The organism is Chromobacterium sphagni, assembly GCF_001855575.1.
In the GTDB taxonomy this organism is placed as follows: domain Bacteria; phylum Pseudomonadota; class Gammaproteobacteria; order Burkholderiales; family Chromobacteriaceae; genus Chromobacterium; species Chromobacterium sphagni.
Genome location: NZ_MKCS01000004.1, coordinates 236,941 through 255,858, shown reverse-complemented (window position 1 = coordinate 255,858; position 18,918 = coordinate 236,941). Strand labels below are relative to the sequence as shown.

Sequence of the window (18,918 nt, the reverse complement as noted above, 5' to 3'; positions counted from 1 at the left end):
AAACGGCGGCCGGCGCGCCGCGCGCAGTCGGCCGCGCCCGCGGCCATGGCGCGGGCGGAACTGTCGGATGCGGCAAAGGCGCGGCCTAGCCGCTGCGCAGGGAACGCGGCCGGATGTCGGTCCAGTTGGCGTCGAGATAACTCACGCAAGCGCCGCGGCTGTCGGGGCCGAACACCGCGCGCCAGCCTGCCGGCGTCGCCAGCTGCGACGGCCACAGGCTGTGCTGGTCCTGGTTGTTGGCCAGCACCAGGAAGGAAAGGCTTTCATCATCGAAAGGATTGGTTTGCTCCGCGCTCATCGCGAACACTCCAGCAAGCGAGCCGCCTGGCGACGATATGGTGCTGCCGCGCTGCGCGGAGGCCATCTCGCCAATCGGGCGGTTCTGGTTTATTTTAGGGTGCGGCCCAGGGCCGCCACAAACAGCCCAGCCCCTGCAGCAGACCGCCACGCCAGCACAGCCAGTCGTGCCCGCCCTCGAATATCTGATAGCGCACCTGGTGGCCGGCCCGTTCCAATGCCGCGCGCTGGCTGTCGTTGACGTCCACCATCACGTCTTCGCGGCTGCCCACCTCCTGGAACACCTTGAGGCTGCCGGCCGGCAGCCCGCCCGCCTCCAGCCTCTCGGTCAAGCGGCCGCGGCTGCCCGGCAGCCTGCGCCCTTCGGCGGCGCGCGCCTTTTCGTGCAGCTCGACATAGGGCCACCAGAACGAGCCGGACTGGCTCAGCACGCAGCCGAAGCGTTGCGGCCAATTCAGGCCGGCGAACATCGCCGCCAGGCCGCCGTAGCTCTGCCCCGCCACCACGGTGCGGCCGGCGTCGTCGCTGAACGGCGCAAGCAGCGCCGCCTGCGGCAGCAACTCCCGCTGCAGCGCCAGCCAGAAGGCCTCGTTGCAGGTCAGGTCTTGCTCGCGGTTGTCGCCGTCGATGGAGTCCACCAGCAGATACACCGCCGGCGGCAGGCTGCCGCGCCGGGTCTCCTCGTCCAGCGCGGCGAACACCGGCATGCGCTCCGCCCAGTTCTGGCCGTCCAGCAGCACCGCGAGCGGCCTATCGCGCCATTGCTCGCGCGGCGCCGCGCCGGTGTGGTAGACCCAGACCCGGCGCGCCTTGCCCAGGAGCGCACTATCCCAGCGGATTTCCGTCAGACGGCGCGGGTCGGCCCGCTGGCGGCTTTCATCCCAAGCCAGCCAGGCGGACTGATCCGGCGCGTCGCACAGGTGGAGCGCGGACAGTTGCGCGCCCCAAGCGCTGCGGTAGCAGGCGGCGCGGTTCAGCGGATCTGCCACCGCCTGTCCCATGATGCCCAGCCACCATTGGCGATGGCGCAGGCGGCTCTGGCCGGCGTCGGCATCCGGAAGCGGGGGCTCCTGCCCGGCGGCAACCGGAATATAGGCGTAGCTGCCGCGCCAGCTTGCCGGCAACGCCGTCTGCCACCACCAGACGTCGGTGTCTCCCAGCCGGGACAGCGACTGCGGTTGCGGGCGGTGGTGGTCAGTGACGCAGTTGACGTCGGCATAGACCCGCTGGATGGAGGAATTTGCCGGCCCGCCGGCGGGGTCGCGCCACAAGAAAGTCACGCACACCCGTCCGTCCGGCAGCCGTTCGCGCAGCGGCGCGCCGGCAGAGGCGAGCCTGTCCCACCATTGAGGCGCTCCCGCCTCCGGATGTTGCAGCCATGCCGCACTTTGCACAGCCGTTTGATTTAATTTCATATTTTCATCCATTTATTCCATCCGCCTGAACTATCGGTTCGCATGCGAAGCAACAACTTGGCTTAACCAATTGCATATTGTTAATGATAAATATTATCATTCGCAACAATTGATCGCAATGATCACTCCGGGCCAGCATCTACCCGGCCTGTTCCATCCGCCGCAATAGCCAACGATTCCTCGCCAGCCAGACGACGCACAGGACAGCCACAGGTCGAGCTGACAACGATAACAATGAGGAAATCCAGAAGATGAAAAACACTCCGCGAAACCATACGCTGGCACAAGCAACCAGGCTGGCTCTGGCCTGCCTAGGCGGCATGACGCTCTCCCACTCCGCCCTGGCCGCCGCCCCGGACCAGCAGCAGGACAACGCCACCGCGCTGCCCGCCGTGACCGTCACCGGCGAGAAGGTCAACCGCTCGCTGAAGGACACCACCACCGCGGTAACGGTATTGCGCAACGCGGACACCGGCGACACCAAATCCGTCTACGACGCTGCGGCCGCCACGCCCAACGCCACCCTCAACGGCGCCGGCATCGTCAACATCCGCGGCGTGGAAGGCACCGGCCCCGGCACCGGCTACAACACCCTGGTTTCCGGCTCGCGCCCACGCGTCAGCACCACGGTGGACGGCATGGCGGAAAGCTGGACCGGCCAGCGTTATGTCGACGCCAGCCCGTGGGACGTGGAACAGATCGAAGTGCTGCGCGGCCCGCAGTCCACCACCCAGGGCCGCAACACCATGGCCGGCGCCATCGTGGCCAACACCAAGGACCCGACCTTCGACTGGGAGGGCGCATTGCGCGCCGGCTACGAAGACAAGGGCGGCCGGGCGACGCTGGCTGGCATGGTCTCCGGCCCGATCACCGACGAGCTGGCCTTCCGCGTCACCGCCGAAGGCCTGAACGGGCACGGCTTCATCGACTACCCGGGCCAGATGCCTTGGGACGGCTCCCAGATCAACCACAGCAGCTACCGCGGCAAACTGCTGTGGAAGCCCAGCGCCCTGCCCGGCTTCAGCGCCAAGCTGACGGTATCGCACCGCAAGGACAAGGGCGAATACCTGAACTACGTAGACGGCAATTACTTCGACTACCAGTACCATCGCCTGTCCACCCAGGCCCGCTACCAGGATTCATCCAACAACACCATCAGCACCGACCTGCAATACCAGTTCAACGACGCCTGGAGCGCCCATCTGCTGCTGGGCCATTCCGACAATGTCAGCGCGTTCAAGGACACCGACACGCCGCCGCTGAACATGCGCCTGGATGAGAAAAGCGACACCGTCGAGGCCCGGCTCGCCTATGCGCCGCAAAACGGCTGGCTGAGCGGCATGATGGGCGTCTACCACTACGACCGCGACCAGAATCTGCGCACCTTCCAGTTCCCCAATCTGCTGGCCAAGGACCGCCTCAAGACCGAAGCGCTCTACGGGGAGGCCACGCTGGCGCTAAGCGACAAATGGAGCCTGAATCTGGGCGGACGGGTGGAACGCGAAATGCAGCGCCGCAACACCCTGTTCAATCCGGATACCGCCGCGCAAAACCAGGCCAGCTACAACGTGGGCGAAACCTTGTTCCTGCCCAAGGCCGGCCTGAGCTACCGCTACAGCCCGGACACCACGCTGGGCCTGACCGCCCGCAAAGGCTACAACGCCGGCGGCTCCGGCCTGGACAACAACTATGTGTACTACACCTACAACAAGGAAGAAGTCACCGCCTACGAGCTGAGCAGCCGCTCCGCGTTCCTGGACAACCGGGTCAGCCTCAACGCCAACGCCTTCTTCAACCAGTACACCGGCTACCAGGCCATCCTGGCCTCGCGCTTCACCAATGTTCCCAAGGGGGAAAGCTACGGCCTGGAAGTAGAGACCCAGGCCAGGGTGACGCCTACGCTGACCGTCAGCGCCGGCGCCGGCCTGCTGAACACCAAGGTAACCGGCACCGACGCCGCCAACCCCGGCATCATGGGCAACCAGTTCAACTACGCGCCGCACCTGACAGTCAATCTGGGCTTCAAGCAGCGCCTGCCGCGCAACTTCTACGTGGGTGGCAGCCTGAACCGCGTCGGCTCCTATTACTCGGAGATCACCAACGACCCCAGCCTGAAGGCCGGCGACTACACCGTGGTCAACCTGAACACCGGTTACGAGGATGCCCGCTGGGGGGTGCGCGCCTACATCAACAACCTGACCAACCGCGGCGTGCTGTATACCCAGATCGCGTCCCGCAGCAACAACCTGGGCGTGGTCGGCACGCCGCGCACGGTTGGCGTGACGGTGGACTACCGCTTCTTCTGAGTCTGCTCCGGCCTGCATCCAAACCGCTCGCGGGCTCGCCCGCGGGCGGTTTTCGCTTGCCCGCCCTCCGCCGCGGACGGATGCAATGAAAAACGCCCGGCAATGACGCGCATTGCCGGGCGTTTGCGGTGCCAGGAATCAGTAATCGACGCCCAGATAAATGTATCCGGTCAACTGGCCGCCGCGGGCCGTGCCCACGCCGATGAAGAACGGCCCCAGTATGGTGTCGGCGCCAAGGAAAACCGAACCGGCCGGAATCCAGCGCCCGGAAGACTGATCGGTGAAGGTTTGCCCCCACAGATGCCCGGCCTCCAGCGACATGCCCGCATACACGCCCGAACCCAGCACCGCCGGCAAGGATGCCGCACGCCAATACACCATCAAGCGCGCCAGGGCCACCTGGCTGGCCAGCAACTCGCCGCTCTGGTAACCGGTGAGGTTGAGGAAGCCCCCCAGACTTTGCGGCATGAACGCCTCGGAGCGGATATCGACGCTGCCCTTGGTCTTGGCGGTGAAGCGCGCGGTGATATCGCCATAGGTATGCGCCAGCTCGCCAGTGACATCGTAGAACTTCTGATTGACGTCGCTGCCCAGGCTGGGCAAACCGGCGCCGATCTTGCCGTTGAAGTAATAACCGGAACGCGGCCAGCGCGGATTGTCAAACTGATCCACCACCAGGCTGCTCTGCACGCCGATATCGCGGTACTGGTTGGACGCCAGCGCGTCCTGATCGAACGGATCGCCCTGAGCCAGCGTGAATCGGTTCTCCTGCTTGTAGATCCCGACCCGCCACTCGCCGTACTTGCCCAGAGCCAATCCCGTATTCAATTGAGTTTCAAGGATATTGTCCTTGAAGGTGGCGAACACGGTGTGATCATCGTTGAACAGTTGGAACGGTTTCTGCTGGTAACCGAACGAGGCTGCGACAAATACCGGGCTGCCGCGCCATAGAGGCTGATACAGCTCGGTCTTGATGCCCTTGTCGTGGCCTATGGCCACATCGTTGCGCCAAGAGCCGCCGGCGTCATTCAGCGAGGCCCACTCATGCGAGGCGCGCAAGGTGAAATTGCTATCCCCGGGGGTATCGCTGCTCAGGTTCAGGCCAAAGTGCAGATAATTCTGCCCGATGCTGCGCTCCATCGGCATCACGGTCATCACGTTGCGACCGGAAATATTGTCCACGCGGTAACCCAGCTTGTCGTACTCGCCGCTGGTGAAGATTTCCGCCAGCCGCGCGCGCGCCGCCCCCACCGGCACCGTCCGCCCCGGGAAGGCAAGCGATTCGCGCAGCGCGGAAAGCTTGGTGAAGCCGCCGTCCTTACCCTCTACCTTGACCTCGTCCAATACCGGATAGCGCGGCCGCTGCAATTTGCTCTTCCAGGCCGCATACTCCTCCTCCGATACCGAATAAGCCGACAATTGCTTGGCCATCTTCCGCGCCGCGTCCTCGCCGCGGGCGACGATCGCCTGATGATCGCCGAAGGAGGTGGCGGCATAGCCGGTCAGGTCCGGCCGAATCACGATATCCTTCTTGTCCAACAGCCTCATCTGCTCCTGGACGTTGCGCATCACCGCCAGATTGGAGCTTTGCGCCACCACGTCGAACAGGGTCTGGATTTCCTCCGGCTTCATCAGCGGCGTACCAACGTCCACTACGATCACCTGCTTGGCGCAGCGCCCCTTCACATCCTGCACCGGCACATTGCGGGCGATGGCGCCATCCACCAGCAGCCTTCCATCGTCCTCCACCAGATCGAACACGCCGGGCACCGCCATGCTGGCGCGCAGCGCCCGGGTCAACGATCCCTGCTTGAACACCACCGCATCGCCGGTGCTCAGATCGGCGGCAATCGCTCGGAACGGGATCGGCAGCTTGTCGAAATCGTCGATGTCGCGGTCGCGGGTCAGCTTGTGAATGTAAAGCTCGATGCCTTGGGAGTTGATGGCGCTGCGCGGCACTCTCAAAGCGCCATCCTTCAAGCCGAAGCTGACATCCAGATAGTTCTTGTAGTCATTGCGCTTGCGGTCGTACGGGATATCGGGCCGGGCCGGCTTGCCGGACAGCATCTGGTCCCAGTCGGCCGAGTTGAATTCGCGCTCGATCTCGCCCAGCGGCAAGCCGTTGGCGTAAATGCCACCAATCAGCGCGCCGGCGCTGGTGCCGGCGATGCAGGAAACCGGAATCCGCAAACGCTCCAGTTCCTTCAAAACCCCCAGATGAGCAAAGCCGCGCGCGCCGCCGCCGCCCAGAACAACGCCAACGCCTTCAGGCACTTGCCGCGCATCGGCGGCATGCGCAGGCAGGAGACCAAATAGGCCTGAAATGGACAATACTGGTATAAGCAGACGAAAAGTAAATGGCTTGCTGATTGGCATGTCGGATAATTTTGAGATTATGGTTCCACCATCGTCAACGCGTGACGTAAGATATAGTGACATATAAACGAGAACATAAACCCAGAAAAAGTTGGCTCAATGTTTGATTTCAAATCCCTAGTCAGCTCACTCCTAAGCAAAAACACGCCAGCCTCGGGCGTGGCGCAGTCGGCCACCCTTTTGGTACGCGATCTGCCGCAGGCCGAGTACTTTACCGCCGTGGTGGAAATCATCAAGGCTGTATCCAAAATCAATGCCGACACCGACATGTCGCAAAAGGAGCGGGTGAAAACACTGCTCTATGTCGACGACAAGGCCGCCGGCATCCACCACCAGCTGTGCCAGGATTATCTGCTGTCGAAAAGCGGCAGCAAGGGCTATCTCCCCACCATACTGGCCTACTGGCATGAATTATCCAGCGCGTACCAGATCTGCCTGCGGATGAACAAGGCCGGCTCCAGCCAGGCAACGCAATCCGACCTGCAACTGGTCACCGTCCGCGGCCTGCATCACCAGATGCGCCTGATCGCCTGGAACGCGCTGCGCTACCTGAAGCCGGAAGGCTCCGCCTGGCAACAGGGCTTCCGCTTCTACACGTACGCCGAAGACGCGGGATTTTCCCGCACGCCCATCCTGATGTATCAGGACTCGCGCCAGGAAATCAGCTGCGAGCACCTGCTGATCCAGGCCGGCATGCTGCATCTGGCGCAAACCGAGAACATGCTGCACAAGGAAATCGTCGCGGTGGACCAGCTGTTGATGCTGCTCAGCCAGCACATTCCACTGGACAAGCAGGCCCAGCAGGAAGGTCCGATTTTCGTCTACAACCTGTCCATTCCCGAGCCGCCGCAGCCCATGTTGCGCGGCATGGCCGGCAAATGGCACCGCTACTGGTCGGCTTACGAAATCACCAGCCGCCTGGCCGACCTGATGTTCGATCTGGACAGCCGCATCCCCTCGTCGCTGGCAGCGCTAGGCTGCGAACTGGAGCGGGAGGAATGGGCCGACCTGTGCGAAAAGCTGGCGATACGCTGGTCCAACGACGGCGGCAAATCCCTGCGCAAGTCCGAGCGCTCGCTGCATACCTCCAATGCCCAGGTCTCGATCGGCTTTGAGCGGGTAGCGTTCCAGATCAAGGTGCAGGACGTGGGTTCGCTGGATGCCGAGCGAGGGGACGAGTGGCGCATCAATGATATCAGCAGCACCGGCATGGGCCTGACCTTCATCGGCAAAACCATTGAGCAGTTGGCGATAGGACGGTTGATCCTGGTGAAAACCGAAAGCCACCCGTTGCTGCTCGGCATCATTCGCCGCATCCTGCGGCAGAACAACGGCACCAAGGTGGGAATCGAAATCCTGGGGCAGACGCCGGTCGGCGTATCGCTGCAAGACCCGATCAGTTCCGACGCCTCGCCCTTCACCGCCATCTACATCACCCAGCCCAATTCGCGCAAAGGCCAGCGCTGGTTCCTGATGCCCCGAACCCAGACCTCGACCGACAAGGAATTGATTCTCACCGCGCAAGGGAAATCTTACCAGATCAAGCTGAAAGACCCGCAACAGGAATTCGAAGATTGCTGTCACAGCAACTTCGATACCCTTTCCAAGATGGACTGAAGCCCGGCCGCACTCCCTCCGCTCGTCCAGCCAAGCCGCCGCGATCCCTCCTGGCGGCTTTGTCTTGCGCCCCTGCCGACCCTACCGATAAATTCTCGTCGCGACATTTATTATGACAAAATAATATTTGCGCAATAAAAATTTACAAATAAGATCGAATCTCGGCAGTGCCGAATATAACAAAGGCAAAATTAGAGGAATAAACCATGCACATTCGCATCGCAAGCAGCGCAGTCCTGCTGGCGCTGGCTTCGCTATCCAGCCAAGCCGCCGCACCGGTACAGGGCCGTTACTACCCATTACAGCCAGGCGACCCGCTGGCGCAACAACAATGGTATCTGCAGAACACCGGCCAGAATGCCTTCTCCAAACGCGGCGGCGTCAAAGGCGTAGACCTGAATCTGGCGTTTACCCATCTGCGCGGCATCCGCGGCGTGGGCACCACCATCGCCGTGATCGACGATGGCCTGGAAATCAAGCACCCCGACTTGGCGGCGAATATCGTGCCTGGCTCGAAAAACCTGGTGACCGGCAGCAACGACCCCACGCCAGACTCCGCCGACAATGCCCATGGCACATCGGTGGCCGGCATCGCCGCGGCCGTCGGCTTCAACGGCATAGGTGGACGCGGCGTAGCGCCCTCCGCCAGCCTGAAAGGCTTCAACTGGCTGCTGGCGCAAACACTGGACGGCTGGCTTCTATCTCACGGCAAACAGCCCGGGGGCCGCCCCCTTGAGGCCTTCACCGACTCGCGCGTGTTCAACCAGAGCTATGGCTCTTCCGCCATTCGCTCCATTCCAGGCAACCCGGACCAGGATATCGAACTGAAGACCGAGGAGGAAACCTATGAGGACGTCAGCCGCAACAGCCACTGGGGCCGCGGCGCGGTCTTCGTCAAATCGGCCGGCAACGCCTACAACTACTTCCGGACAAGCGGCGGCTACCTGATAGGCTACAAGGGCAACGAAGGCCTGCCGGTGCAGGATGCCAACCTCACCACCGACAACAGCAACTACTGGAACGTGGTGGTGTCCGCGCTGAATGCCGACGGCGTGCGTTCATCGTATTCGTCGGTGGGCGCCAACGTACTGCTTGCCGCACCCGGCGGCGAGTACGGCACCGACTCCCCAGCGATGATCACCACCGATCTGTCCGGTTGCCAGCGCGGCTGGAATCTCGCCGGCAGCAAGGACAACGCCCTGCACGGCGGCAACGCGCTGGACCCCAACTGCGACTACAACGGCGTGATGAACGGCACCTCCTCCGCGGCACCTGCCACATCCGGCTCTTTCGCGCTGGTGATGTCGGCCAACCCGGCGCTCACCGCCCGCGACGTGCGCCACATCTTGATCACCACCGCCCGCAAGGTCGATGCGGCCAACCCCGGCGTCACCCTGGCTTTCAAGGACAAGAGCGGCGGCAATCACAGCTACCAGGCGATTCCCGGGTGGCAGAAAAACGCCGCCGGCTTGTCCTTCCACCAGTTTTACGGTTTCGGCCTGATCAATATCGACAAGGCGGTGGAAAAGGCGCTGTTCTACAACCACCCGCTGCCACCGCTAGAAAAGACCCGCTGGCAGACCATAACCGCCCAGATCGCCATCCCCGACGCAGATGAAAAAGGCGTGGAAAGCATCTATACCCAGCCGGACGATCTCAGCGTGGAAGCGGTGCAAATCCTGGTGGACGCCGAACACGGCCGCGCCAGCGACCTGGCGGTGGAACTGATCTCGCCGTCCGGCACCCGCTCGGTGCTGCTGTCGCCGCGCACCTCGCTGGTGGCGGAAAACTACGGCCTCAACCAGCAGCGGCTGCTGTCCAACCATTTCTACGGCGAATCGGCCAAAGGGCAATGGCGCATCCGGGTAATAGACACCAATGGCGGCGATTACCAGTTCATCCACCGCGTCGGCAGCCAGAACACCACCTACACCCTCCCCAATGCGGAAGGCAAACTGAAATCTTGGTCGATCCGCTTCTTCGGCCATCGGAGCGCAGCATGAAAAAAACCATCCTGACAACCTCGCTCGTCCTGCTGGCGCTGACAATCGGCGCCCAGGCCGCAGAGCTGCCTTTTCTGCCGAAGCCGGCGGGCCAGGCAGTCGCCATCAATGGCAAAACTTATTACAAGCAGCTCAGTCAGGCCAAACAGTCGGCAAAATCAGCCAGCGGCATAAGCGCCCGCACCAGCGGCGCAGTCGCGCTGAATCGCGGCGACGTGGTGCAGTCACCCAAGCAATGGGCTCCCGCCACCGTCAGCGGCACCGTGCTGGTGCAATTGGCTTCGCCGCAGGATGAAGCCGCCATTGCCCGCGACCACGGCCTGACCGTGCGCTTCCGCACCCAAAGCGTAGTGGTGTATGACAGCCCGGCCCAAACCGAACTGTTGGGTCTGCAGCAAAGGCTGGCCGCCGACAAGCGGGTGAAGAAAGTGCAACTGGAACTGGCCAGCAACGAAAACCAGCCTCAATAATCCGACCCATGCAGGAAACAAAAGGCTTGCTTGACGCAAGCCTTTTGTTTCGTCATCGCGGCAAACTTGCCTCGCATCACGGGGCTTGCGCCAAGGCGCCCGCTCACCCAAAAGTCAGGAGGGGAAAACAGCACGCGGAGTCTGCCGTCAACTGGCCGCTTGCTTCAGACCTCATCCACGACTTTGCAACGGTTTCTCACCCGGCAGGGTTGTTGTCTGATCGCCTGAAACGGGTATTCGGCTTTGACCCGGCTTTTGGATCGGATCGCACATCTCGACGCGGTCAATACTATCAAGCCCGCATAGCGCGGACTCTTTCAGTCATGGAAATCACGTCTGGCAATGAGAAAGACTGCCTGCGGAAAAGCATTTTACCGATTGAAACGCGCCATAAAGCTCAACTGATCCCATCATCGCAGATTGAAAGCCAATTCAATACACACAAAATACCCCTTGCAATCTTATTTTGTGTGTACTTAATTAACTTGAAAGCGATGCGCCACTCGTTCGCGGCGCATTGCGGCCATCGGCGATCGCAATACAATATCGAGCTGGCGAGGTAACCGGCAATGATTTTCGACAGCCACACCCGCATTCACATTGAGCAGCCAGGCAAGCCCAGGCTGTATCAGCTGTACGAGCTGCCTGGGTACGAAACCATCGGCGTGGTCACTCTGGGAAGCCGCGCCGGCGCACTGGTGCGAAACTGGAATTCAGGCATCTATTACATGGCCACCGCTGGCGTGCTTCGTCTGCTGGACCAGCGGCGCATCAAGGCCGCATTGGGGATAAGCAACGGCGCTGGCGCGCCTGCCAGATTGAATGGCGGCGGCCGGAAAAACGTCTACCTCGACGCCGAAAGCATCAAGATTGCCCGGCAACTGGGAAATGGCAACCTCAGCGAGGGCATTCGCATCGCTCTCAAACAGACCAAAGGATGATCCGCCTCCAGCACCTTCCCCTGCATGACCAATCGATGGCGGCATCAAGCAAAGCAGACTGACGCTCCCGCCTGAGCCAAGCTCGGGAAAAGCTTACGCTTGGGCAGCCATGATTAAGACTCGCTTATATGGACGCGTCCCGTTTGCCAAGGGCAGTTTCATAAATGACATGCAGCGGTTGGTTGCTCGCTTATATCCGGCCTTGTTGCAGACCGATAGATCCGCGGGCCTTGATGGAATTCGCCGGAAGACTGTCTCAGCTAACAAGCGGGCTCTAGATCTTGCGCGCTTATCAGACTTGGTCTGCCGCGGTCCAACCTGTATGCCATCACATGCCGCTACTCCCTCCGCCACCGCGCTCCCGCCGGGGTGGGCGGCCACGGTTCGATGATTTTGCAGCCCTCAACGGCATCTTGTTTGTTCTCGCCACCGGTATTCCTTGGGAGGACCTCCCACAGGAACTCGGTTTTGGCAGCGGGATGACCTGCTGGAGAAGGCTGCGGGATTGGCAAGCGCTAGGCATTTGGGATCGCCTACATCTAGCCCTGCTGACACAACTGCGCCAACACCATCAAATTGATTGGAGCCGGGCCAGCATTGATGGGGCTAGCGTTGCCAGCCCCCGGGGGGCCAAGAGACCGGTCCCAACCCCACCGACCGAGGGAAATGCGGCAGCAAACGGCACATCATCGTAGATCGCCGAGGTCTACCACTGGCACTGAGCATGACCCGCGCCAATCGGCACGACTCCATGGTCTTCGAAACTTTGGTCGATGCGATTCCTGCTGTTCCTGGTTTGCCAGGGCGACCCAGGCGAAAGCCTTACAAACTGCATGCTGACAAAGGCTACGACTACCGCCGTTGCCGTGAATACCTGAGCCGGCGAGGAATCTTGGTGCGAATTGCTCGTCGCGGAGTGGAAAGCAGCGAGAGACTGGGTCGCCACCGTTGGGTGGTAGAACGTACCCATTCTTGGCTAGCGGGCTTCGGCAAGTTGCGCATCCGCTTTGAACGGCGGCTGGATACGCATTACGCCTTGCTCAAACTGGCTTTCTCATTGATCTGTCTGCGATTTATCGACAGGTTTTGTTAGCGGGTCTAAGTGCGATAAAAGTGCGATGTGCGTGCGAAAAACGTGCTGAAATTGAAACGGCGGCAGACGGTTGCACACGGTTGGTTCTAGGACAGAACCCGCTTGGATAAAGCGTTTATTACCGTTTACAACCGTCTGCCGCCGTTCTTTGACTGGTGGAGGCGGCGGGAATCGAACCCGCGTCCGAAAGTCCTCTACAGTGAGTTCTACATACTTAGTCGTGTCATTTGGATTTAACCGCTGCCACGCCGACGGACAGGCTGGACTTTGGCGAGTTACCTATTGTTTCGCACTGAGCCAAGTAACCCGACACAGCACTAGCAGATGTAAAGTGACACTACAGGGTTTTGACGCCCCCGGCCCATCTGCGAACCGTTGTAGTGTCTAGCCGGCCGTTAGGCTGCTAGAGCGTAAGTTTCGTCGTTTGCGACTAAAAAAATTCAGTGTTTTACGGGGTGACTGAAATCCCGGTATGCCCCCATCTGCTTCGCAACCCCCGTCGAAACCAGGTCGCCCCCAGATAAGAAAGAACATTCTACAACATTTGCTATCTTTTGGCGAGCATTATCCCGCGGCAGGCCTTATTTGATCAGCATGTGGCCCAATTTGGCCGCCTTGGTGTCCAGATAATGATCGTTGTATGGATTGCGGCCCACTTGCAGCGGCACCCGCTCCACCACATTGATGCCGGCGGCCTGCAAGGTGTCCAGCTTGCGCGGATTATTGGTCATCACCCGCACGCTGCCGATGCCTAGATGATTCAGCATGTGACGGGCGATGCGGAAGTCGCGCATGTCGGCCGGGAAGCCAAGCTGTTCGTTGGCCTCCACCGTGTCTGCGCCGCCATCCTGCAGCTTGTAGGCGCGGATCTTGTTGATCAGGCCAATGCCGCGGCCTTCCTGGCGCAGATAGAGCAAAGCGCCGCGGCCTTCCCTGCTGATGGCCTCCATGGCGGCCTCCAGCTGGAAGCCGCAGTCGCAGCGCAGCGAAAACAAGGCGTCGCCGGTCAGGCATTCGGAGTGCAGCCGCGCCAGCACCGGCTGGCCGTCGGCCACCTCGCCCAGGGTCAGCGCCACATGCTCCTGTCCGCCCGGCTCTTCAAAGCCGTGCATGGCGAACTCGCCCCAGGGGGTGGGCAATTTGCAGCTGGCCACATACTGGATAAGCGGTTCTGCGGGGTCTGACGGGAGGTGCGACGACATGACTTCTCCAACACGGTGAATGCGCAAGGCGGGTCTGGCAATGCAAAAAGGCCGCCGCAGCGGCCTGGATGCGGTTTAGTTGGGGAGGGAATCCGGTTTTTCAAGCGGCGGCAGCGCGGCCAGCTGCGGCGCCAGCACGATGGCGAGCGCGGCCAGCCATACCTGACGCTCAGGCGTGAAATAGCCGGGCTCGAACGACTCGGCGTCGATGATGCCCAGCACATTGTCGTCGCGGCCCAGCACCGGCAGGCAGACCTCGCTTTTCACCTTGGGATCGCACTCATAGTAGCCGCCGCCTTCGGCGCGCCACTGCGCCACGTCGTCCACCACCACCGCCCAGCCGGTAAGACCGACGCGGCTGTTGTTGCTGTGCTCGGCAAAAGCCTCAGTCAGCGGAAATTCGGCGCGGCTCTCCACGCCTTGGTAAGCCAGCTTGACCAGGATCGCGTCCTTGCCCACGCCTATCTTGCGGTAGATGCCCAGCCAGTTGGCGCCGATCTTGGCGTTTACCGAATCGACCAGCGCATTGAGGTTGACCAGTGCGGCGGTCAGCTCCGGGGATTCGCCGCCCAACACAAACGACAGGTCGTACGGGGTGTCGTCCAGCTCATGGATCAGCGAGCAGCTGCCGCCCTCCCCCAGCTTGGGCACCCGATAGCGGTAAAGGTCGCGGCGCGGCGCGGGCTTGTCGACGCTGAGAACGGCCTGCAGCGTGATCACGGCGATTTGCAATTCCGTGACATCCAGATTCAGCGCCTGCTCTCGCAGATAGTCGGTCAGCTGGCTTGCGGGTATCATGAGGACTCCTGAACAGCGGCGCATTTGCGATGCGCTTCGATTCGAAACCTAACAGGATACCAAACCCGGCATCGCTTCGCCATTTCGACCTCTTATATCCTAATGACAGCCATTCATATCCGCCGCCCGGCGCTCACCATCAAGGCCGGCGTCAAAGCCCGGCAACTCCTGCAACACGGCCTTCAGCCGCAACAGGTCGGCACCCTCCCCGGCGCCGCGGGCGGCCCCAAGGCGGTGGGCCTGACCGGCCTGGATCAGGCGATATTCGAATGGCTGGCCGGCGCGCCGAGGGAGCGCGAACTGGTGGGCGCGTCGATAGGCGGCTGGCGCTTCGCCTGCGCGATGCAGCCGGACCCGGCCAAAGCGCTGGCCCGGCTGGCGGAGCGCTATACCGAAGAAAGCTATTCCAGCCGCGTCACCACCGCCCAGATCACCGCGCAGACGCGCGCCATGCTGGACGACATCCTGGGCATCGAGGGACTGGAAAGGTTGCTGGATCATCCGCATTACCGGCTGAGCCTGCTGCTGGTGCAGTCCCACGGCCTGGCCAACAGCGAGGCCAAACCGGCGCTGCTGTCCGGCCTGGCGGTGGCCGCCGCGCTGAACATGGTTGCGCGGCCGTTGCTGCGGCACAGTTTCAGCCGGGTGATCTGCCACGACCCGCGCAGTTCGTTGCGCTTCAAGCCGGAGGATGCGATTCCCACCCAGTTGCTGGCGCTGAATGCCGCCAATCTGCGGCAGGCGCTGATGGGCACAGTGGCCATTCCCGGCTTCCTGCACGGCGTGCAGCTGCCGGACGCGCCTCAGGCCATCTACCGCGACGGCGGCCTTACCGACTATCACATCGACTTCCCTTTCGCTCATCGGGACGAGATCGCGCTGTACCCGCATTTCACCGACCGCATCGTGCCGGGCTGGTTCGACAAGTCCCTGCCCTGGCGCAAGGCCAGCGGCAGCAACCAGGCCAATACCGTGCTGATCGCGCCGTCACGCGAGTATCTGGCGCAACTGCCCACCGGCAAGCTGCCGGACCGCAAGGATTTCCACCGTTATCTGGGACGGGACGCCCAGCGGCGCGGGCATTGGAAAACCGCCAGCGCGGAAAGCGGGCGCCTGGGAGACGCGTTTCTGGAATGGCTGGAGAAGCCGGGCTCGATCCCGGTGCAGCCTTTGTAAACGAAAAAGCCGGGCATGCTCGGCTTTGCGCCCACCTCACCGCCTGCTCTCTTTATTCTGCCCGGGCCTGGCCCATCCAGGCCACCAGCAGCCAAGCGCCCCCCTCATCCATTGCAATGTGCAGGCCAATATGACACCCACGCCAATGGACCGCGCGCGCAAATACCACTCGTACGCCGTCCGCATCTCTCCGCCCAGCGCATACGTCCATAAAATCAGCAACAGGATATCGATACCGCGCAGACTGCTTGCAAGCGCCATTCCCTTTTCTGCTCCCTATCCTGCATAGCGCTCGCAGCCCAACTTGCAATGGCAAAAAACTAAGGCGGACAGAAAAAAGCCGGGCGAACCCGGCTTTGGCTTATCTCAGACAGCAGGCCGACTCAGCCAGCCTGCGCCCAGCACTGATCTTCCGGCACATTTCGCGGCGAGGCGTTCAGCTCCACCACCACGTCGCGGGACATGGAGCCCTTGCTGAGCCGTATCGTCATGCGGTCTGCCACACCCGGCTGGTCGGCGTCGCGGCGGTAGTTGAAAGCTCCCCAGTCGGCCACCACCGCGCGGCCCAGTTGCGGCGCCTGCACCAGTTGGTAGCGCTCCACGCCGCCCACGCCCTGCAGTTGGCTGCGCACACAGCGCACCGGACTGCCGTAGCTGGTCTTGGCCAGGCCCAGTTCGCCGTCCTGAGGTGGCTGCGGCTGGACGCCGCCCTTGCCCAGCGGGCCTTCGCAACGCAAGGCGGCGGTCTTGCGCTTGAAGTCGTAGTCGGTAGCGGCGCAGTTGGTGGCGATCAGGTTGTTGACGCCGGCGTTCTTCACCAGGTTTTGCAGCGCGCCATCCAGCACGCGGTCCAGCTCCTGGCGCGCCTGGCTGGTATTGCCGGCGCTCAGCGGCAGGCTGCCCGAACACTCGAAGCGGCGCAGCGCGCTGTCCTTGCCATCGGCCCAGGTCTGGCACGCCACCGGCAGGTAGCGCCGCATGGCGGACTCCACTGCGGCGGCATCGCCGGCCTGCCATTTATCCTGCGCCAGCCAGTCCACGCCCTCCTTGGTGGAGGTGTTGCCCAGCTGATCGGCCTTGGCCAAAGCCACCTGCTGATCCACATAGCTGCGGAAGCCTGCCGTCAGCGCGGCATCGCCGCCCATTTCCTTCACCAGCGCGTCGAAACGCTTGACGTCGTCGCCTCGCAGCGCGGCCAGGATGTCGGCGATGCGGCCAGGCTGCTGCTGGTTGAGGTAGTAGAACCACAGCGCGGAATGGCTGTAGAAGTCCCAGCCGTCGCTGTAGCTGGAGCGCATGATGCTCGCCGGCACCAGGAAGCTGTCCGGCCAGCCGCCCGCCACCACGTCAACCACGTGGCCGCGCACCTTGATGCCATCGCGCGGCGTGCTCCAGGCCATGAATTCGGCGAAGCCCTCGTCGTACCACGGCATGCGGCGGTCGTCGCGGTAGAACTCCGACGTGCCCCACATGCCGGGCTGGATGAAGCGGCCGGACAGGTAGTGCACGTACTCGTGGCGCACCAGCTCTTCCAGCGTCAGGTAGCTTTCCTTCGGCACTTCGCGCTGGTAGGTGTAGAAGGTGCCGTCCTTTTCGATGTAGATACCGCCGTTGTCGGTGGACAGTTCATTGAGCAGGCCCTGGAAGCGCTGGTAGCCGGTCTTGCTGCCGTAGATCACCATTCTCAGCTTGGCGTTGGCATCGTCCGGCACCGGCTGGCTGGTGCCTGCCACCCGGAACAGCTGGGTTTGCACCTGCTTCATCGCGTAATACAGCGGTTCCACTTCGGCCAGGCTGAGCGGGGTTTCGAATACCAGATTACCGTTGTCGAAGCTCCAGTGATTGGGGAACAGGCTGGCGCGCAGCTCCTGCTCCGCCTGGCAGATGTTGTAGCGCTCGCACGGCACCTTACCCATCTTCTTCAGCGCGTACACAGCCTCGGCCCAGGCGGCGCCGAATTTCTCGCCTCCCAGATGCTGCGCCACCGCGGTTTCGGCCAGCGGCGCTGTGCGCGGATACTGCATGAAGCGGCCGGTTTCGCGCAGGGTGTTGAGGAACATCTGCTCGTCGGCGAAGGCAGGCTGGCCTGCGCGAGTCAGCCCTGCCAGGCTGGCCGCCAGGCCGTCCAGCTGCCCCTGCTGCACTTTCTGAGCGAAATCTGGCTGGTAGTGCATATTGAACAGCAGCATCTGCATCGGGTGCAGCGCGTAGCGCGCCCAGTTGTTTTTCACCGCCGCGTTGTAACGGCCGAAGAAGCGGCTCAGCAACGGCAGGGCATAATCCGCCTTGCGCACCGAGTCGGCCAGGATTAGCGTTTCCGCCACGCTCTGGCGCGCGTCGCGTTCGCGGTACCAGCTGTCGGCGTCGCCGCCGCCATCCAATGCCAGCGTGTTCCACAAAGCCGGATTGGCCACCATGGTTTCCACCACCCGCATCACCGGCTGATCCACCGCCGCGCCGTAATCGCCCACTTCTTTGGCATGGCTATACTGCAGGAAGTAGCCGGCCTTGAGGAATACCGCCAGCGGCCACAGGCCATTGGCGTTCTGGCCATCCCATGCCGCCGCGCGGACGCGAGCTTCCGCAGCAAGCAGCTTCATATTGGCTGGCGACACCGCGCGATAACTGGCCGCGTCTGCCTGGAACAGGCGGTTGACGCAGGTACCGTCCACGCTGGCCACGTAGCGCACCAGGTCCTGCCCGGCCAATTGGCCGAACTTGGAGCCGTCGCAGTCGGCGTATTTGGGCGCGGCCAACTGCGTCTTGGCCAACCGTCGCGCCTGTTGCTGCTGCGGGCCTTGCGGCTTGGCGGGCGGCTGGGCGTTGCCCGCATCCGGAGCCGACGGCGGCAGGCCGTGCGGATAGTCCGGTTTTTCCGACAGGGCCGGCGAGTGCGAGGAATAACGGGCAGTCGGCTGGTTGGCTTGCGGCGCCGGCTGGGTGTTGGCGGCCTGATCGCCGCCGCCGGTCCCCACGCACGCTGCCAGCATGGCGGAGGCCATCACGGAAAGTCCCAAGGCTCGATGCCGGCCCAGGGTTTTTATTGTGCTCATCTGGTCATCCATTTGCTTTGTTAAATGACGCATGATTTTTCAATCATGCGTGCCGAAGCATAATGGATGGAGCGGATATTGAGAATTGCGTTTAAGGTCAGGTTGTGATCTTAAACAATGAAACGATGTTGTTAATTTTCACGCCGAATATCAAAGAAATGGCGCATGAAA

General features: G+C 62.2%; 14 protein-coding genes and 1 other RNA gene. 8 read left to right on the top strand and 7 right to left on the bottom strand.

The window, feature by feature from the left end; all coding sequences use genetic code 11:
- Window positions 1–85 precede the first annotated feature (85 nt).
- Together BI347_RS21715 and fes are read right to left on the bottom strand one after the other, a co-directional pair.
- Complete coding sequence (locus tag BI347_RS21715) at window positions 86–298, bottom strand: MbtH family protein (protein WP_071113472.1); 213 nt, start codon at window positions 296–298, stop codon at window positions 86–88.
- 94 nt (window positions 299–392) lie between these two features.
- Window positions 393–1,712 (bottom strand): enterochelin esterase, encoded by a 1,320-nt coding sequence (gene fes, locus BI347_RS21710; protein WP_071117179.1) that lies wholly within the window; start codon window positions 1,710–1,712, stop codon window positions 393–395.
- A gap of 251 nt (window positions 1,713–1,963) precedes the next feature.
- On the opposite strand from fes, the gene BI347_RS21705 reads away from it, so the two are divergent.
- Entirely contained in the window at window positions 1,964–4,018 is a 2,055-nt protein-coding gene (locus tag BI347_RS21705; RefSeq protein WP_071117079.1) for a TonB-dependent receptor, read from the top strand.
- A 138-nt stretch (window positions 4,019–4,156) separates the two neighbouring features.
- On the opposite strand, the gene BI347_RS21700 is transcribed toward BI347_RS21705, so the two are convergent.
- Window positions 4,157–6,292, bottom strand: a complete 2,136-nt coding sequence (locus tag BI347_RS21700) for a patatin-like phospholipase family protein (protein WP_158020839.1) — start codon at window positions 6,290–6,292, stop codon at window positions 4,157–4,159.
- Window positions 6,293–6,493: 201 nt separating this feature from the next.
- On the opposite strand from BI347_RS21700, the gene BI347_RS21695 reads away from it, so the two are divergent.
- The 6 genes from BI347_RS21695 to BI347_RS23140 all read left to right on the top strand — a co-directional run bounded on the left by BI347_RS21695 (window position 6,494) and on the right by BI347_RS23140 (window position 12,518).
- Entirely contained in the window at window positions 6,494–8,011 is a 1,518-nt protein-coding gene (locus tag BI347_RS21695; protein WP_071117077.1) for a PilZ domain-containing protein, read from the top strand.
- A 206-nt stretch (window positions 8,012–8,217) separates the two neighbouring features.
- Window positions 8,218–10,014, top strand: coding sequence for a S8 family serine peptidase (locus BI347_RS21690; protein WP_071113455.1), 1,797 nt, complete (start codon window positions 8,218–8,220; stop codon window positions 10,012–10,014).
- Window positions 10,011–10,484, top strand: a complete 474-nt coding sequence (locus BI347_RS21685) for a hypothetical protein (RefSeq protein ID WP_071113456.1) — start codon at window positions 10,011–10,013, stop codon at window positions 10,482–10,484. Before BI347_RS21690 ends, BI347_RS21685 begins: the two co-directional genes overlap by 4 nt.
- A 26-nt stretch (window positions 10,485–10,510) precedes the next feature.
- Window positions 10,511–11,047 carry a hypothetical protein gene (locus tag BI347_RS23825; RefSeq protein WP_139167028.1) on the top strand — a complete coding sequence of 179 codons (537 nt, stop codon included), beginning with the start codon at window positions 10,511–10,513 and terminating at the stop codon, window positions 11,045–11,047.
- Between the two features lie 6 nt (window positions 11,048–11,053).
- On the top strand, window positions 11,054–11,425 hold the full coding sequence (locus BI347_RS21680) for a hypothetical protein (RefSeq protein WP_071113457.1): 372 nt from the start codon (window positions 11,054–11,056) through the stop codon (window positions 11,423–11,425).
- Between the two features lie 332 nt (window positions 11,426–11,757).
- Window positions 11,758–12,518, top strand: a protein-coding gene (locus tag BI347_RS23140) for an IS5 family transposase (protein WP_239690978.1) whose coding sequence is annotated in 2 segments (ribosomal slippage) — window positions 11,758–12,049 and window positions 12,049–12,518 — 762 coding nt in all. Because the reading frame shifts where the segments join, the coding sequence is not laid out codon by codon here.
- Between the two features lie 153 nt (window positions 12,519–12,671).
- Here BI347_RS23140 and ssrA read toward each other — a convergent pair.
- The 3 genes from ssrA to BI347_RS21665 all read right to left on the bottom strand — a co-directional run bounded on the left by ssrA (window position 12,672) and on the right by BI347_RS21665 (window position 14,518).
- Window positions 12,672–13,036: a transfer-messenger RNA gene (ssrA, locus tag BI347_RS21675) on the bottom strand.
- Window positions 13,037–13,099: 63 nt separating this feature from the next.
- On the bottom strand, window positions 13,100–13,720 hold the full coding sequence (gene ribA, locus BI347_RS21670) for a GTP cyclohydrolase II (RefSeq protein ID WP_071117076.1): 621 nt from the start codon (window positions 13,718–13,720) through the stop codon (window positions 13,100–13,102).
- Between the two features lie 75 nt (window positions 13,721–13,795).
- A complete protein-coding gene (locus BI347_RS21665) occupies window positions 13,796–14,518 on the bottom strand; it encodes a GAF domain-containing protein (RefSeq protein WP_071117075.1) in 723 nt (240 codons plus the stop codon).
- Between the two features lie 102 nt (window positions 14,519–14,620).
- Between BI347_RS21665 and BI347_RS21660 the strand changes: the two genes are divergently transcribed.
- Window positions 14,621–15,694, top strand: a complete 1,074-nt coding sequence (locus tag BI347_RS21660; RefSeq protein WP_071114522.1) for a patatin-like phospholipase family protein — start codon at window positions 14,621–14,623, stop codon at window positions 15,692–15,694.
- A 383-nt stretch (window positions 15,695–16,077) separates the two neighbouring features.
- Here the strand turns inward: BI347_RS21660 and BI347_RS21650 are convergent, their stop codons facing one another.
- The gene (locus tag BI347_RS21650) at window positions 16,078–18,747 is read right to left on the bottom strand and encodes a M9 family metallopeptidase N-terminal domain-containing protein (protein ID WP_158020838.1); all 2,670 of its coding nucleotides are present in this window, start codon (window positions 18,745–18,747) and stop codon (window positions 16,078–16,080) included.
- Window positions 18,748–18,918: the final 171 nt, after the last annotated feature.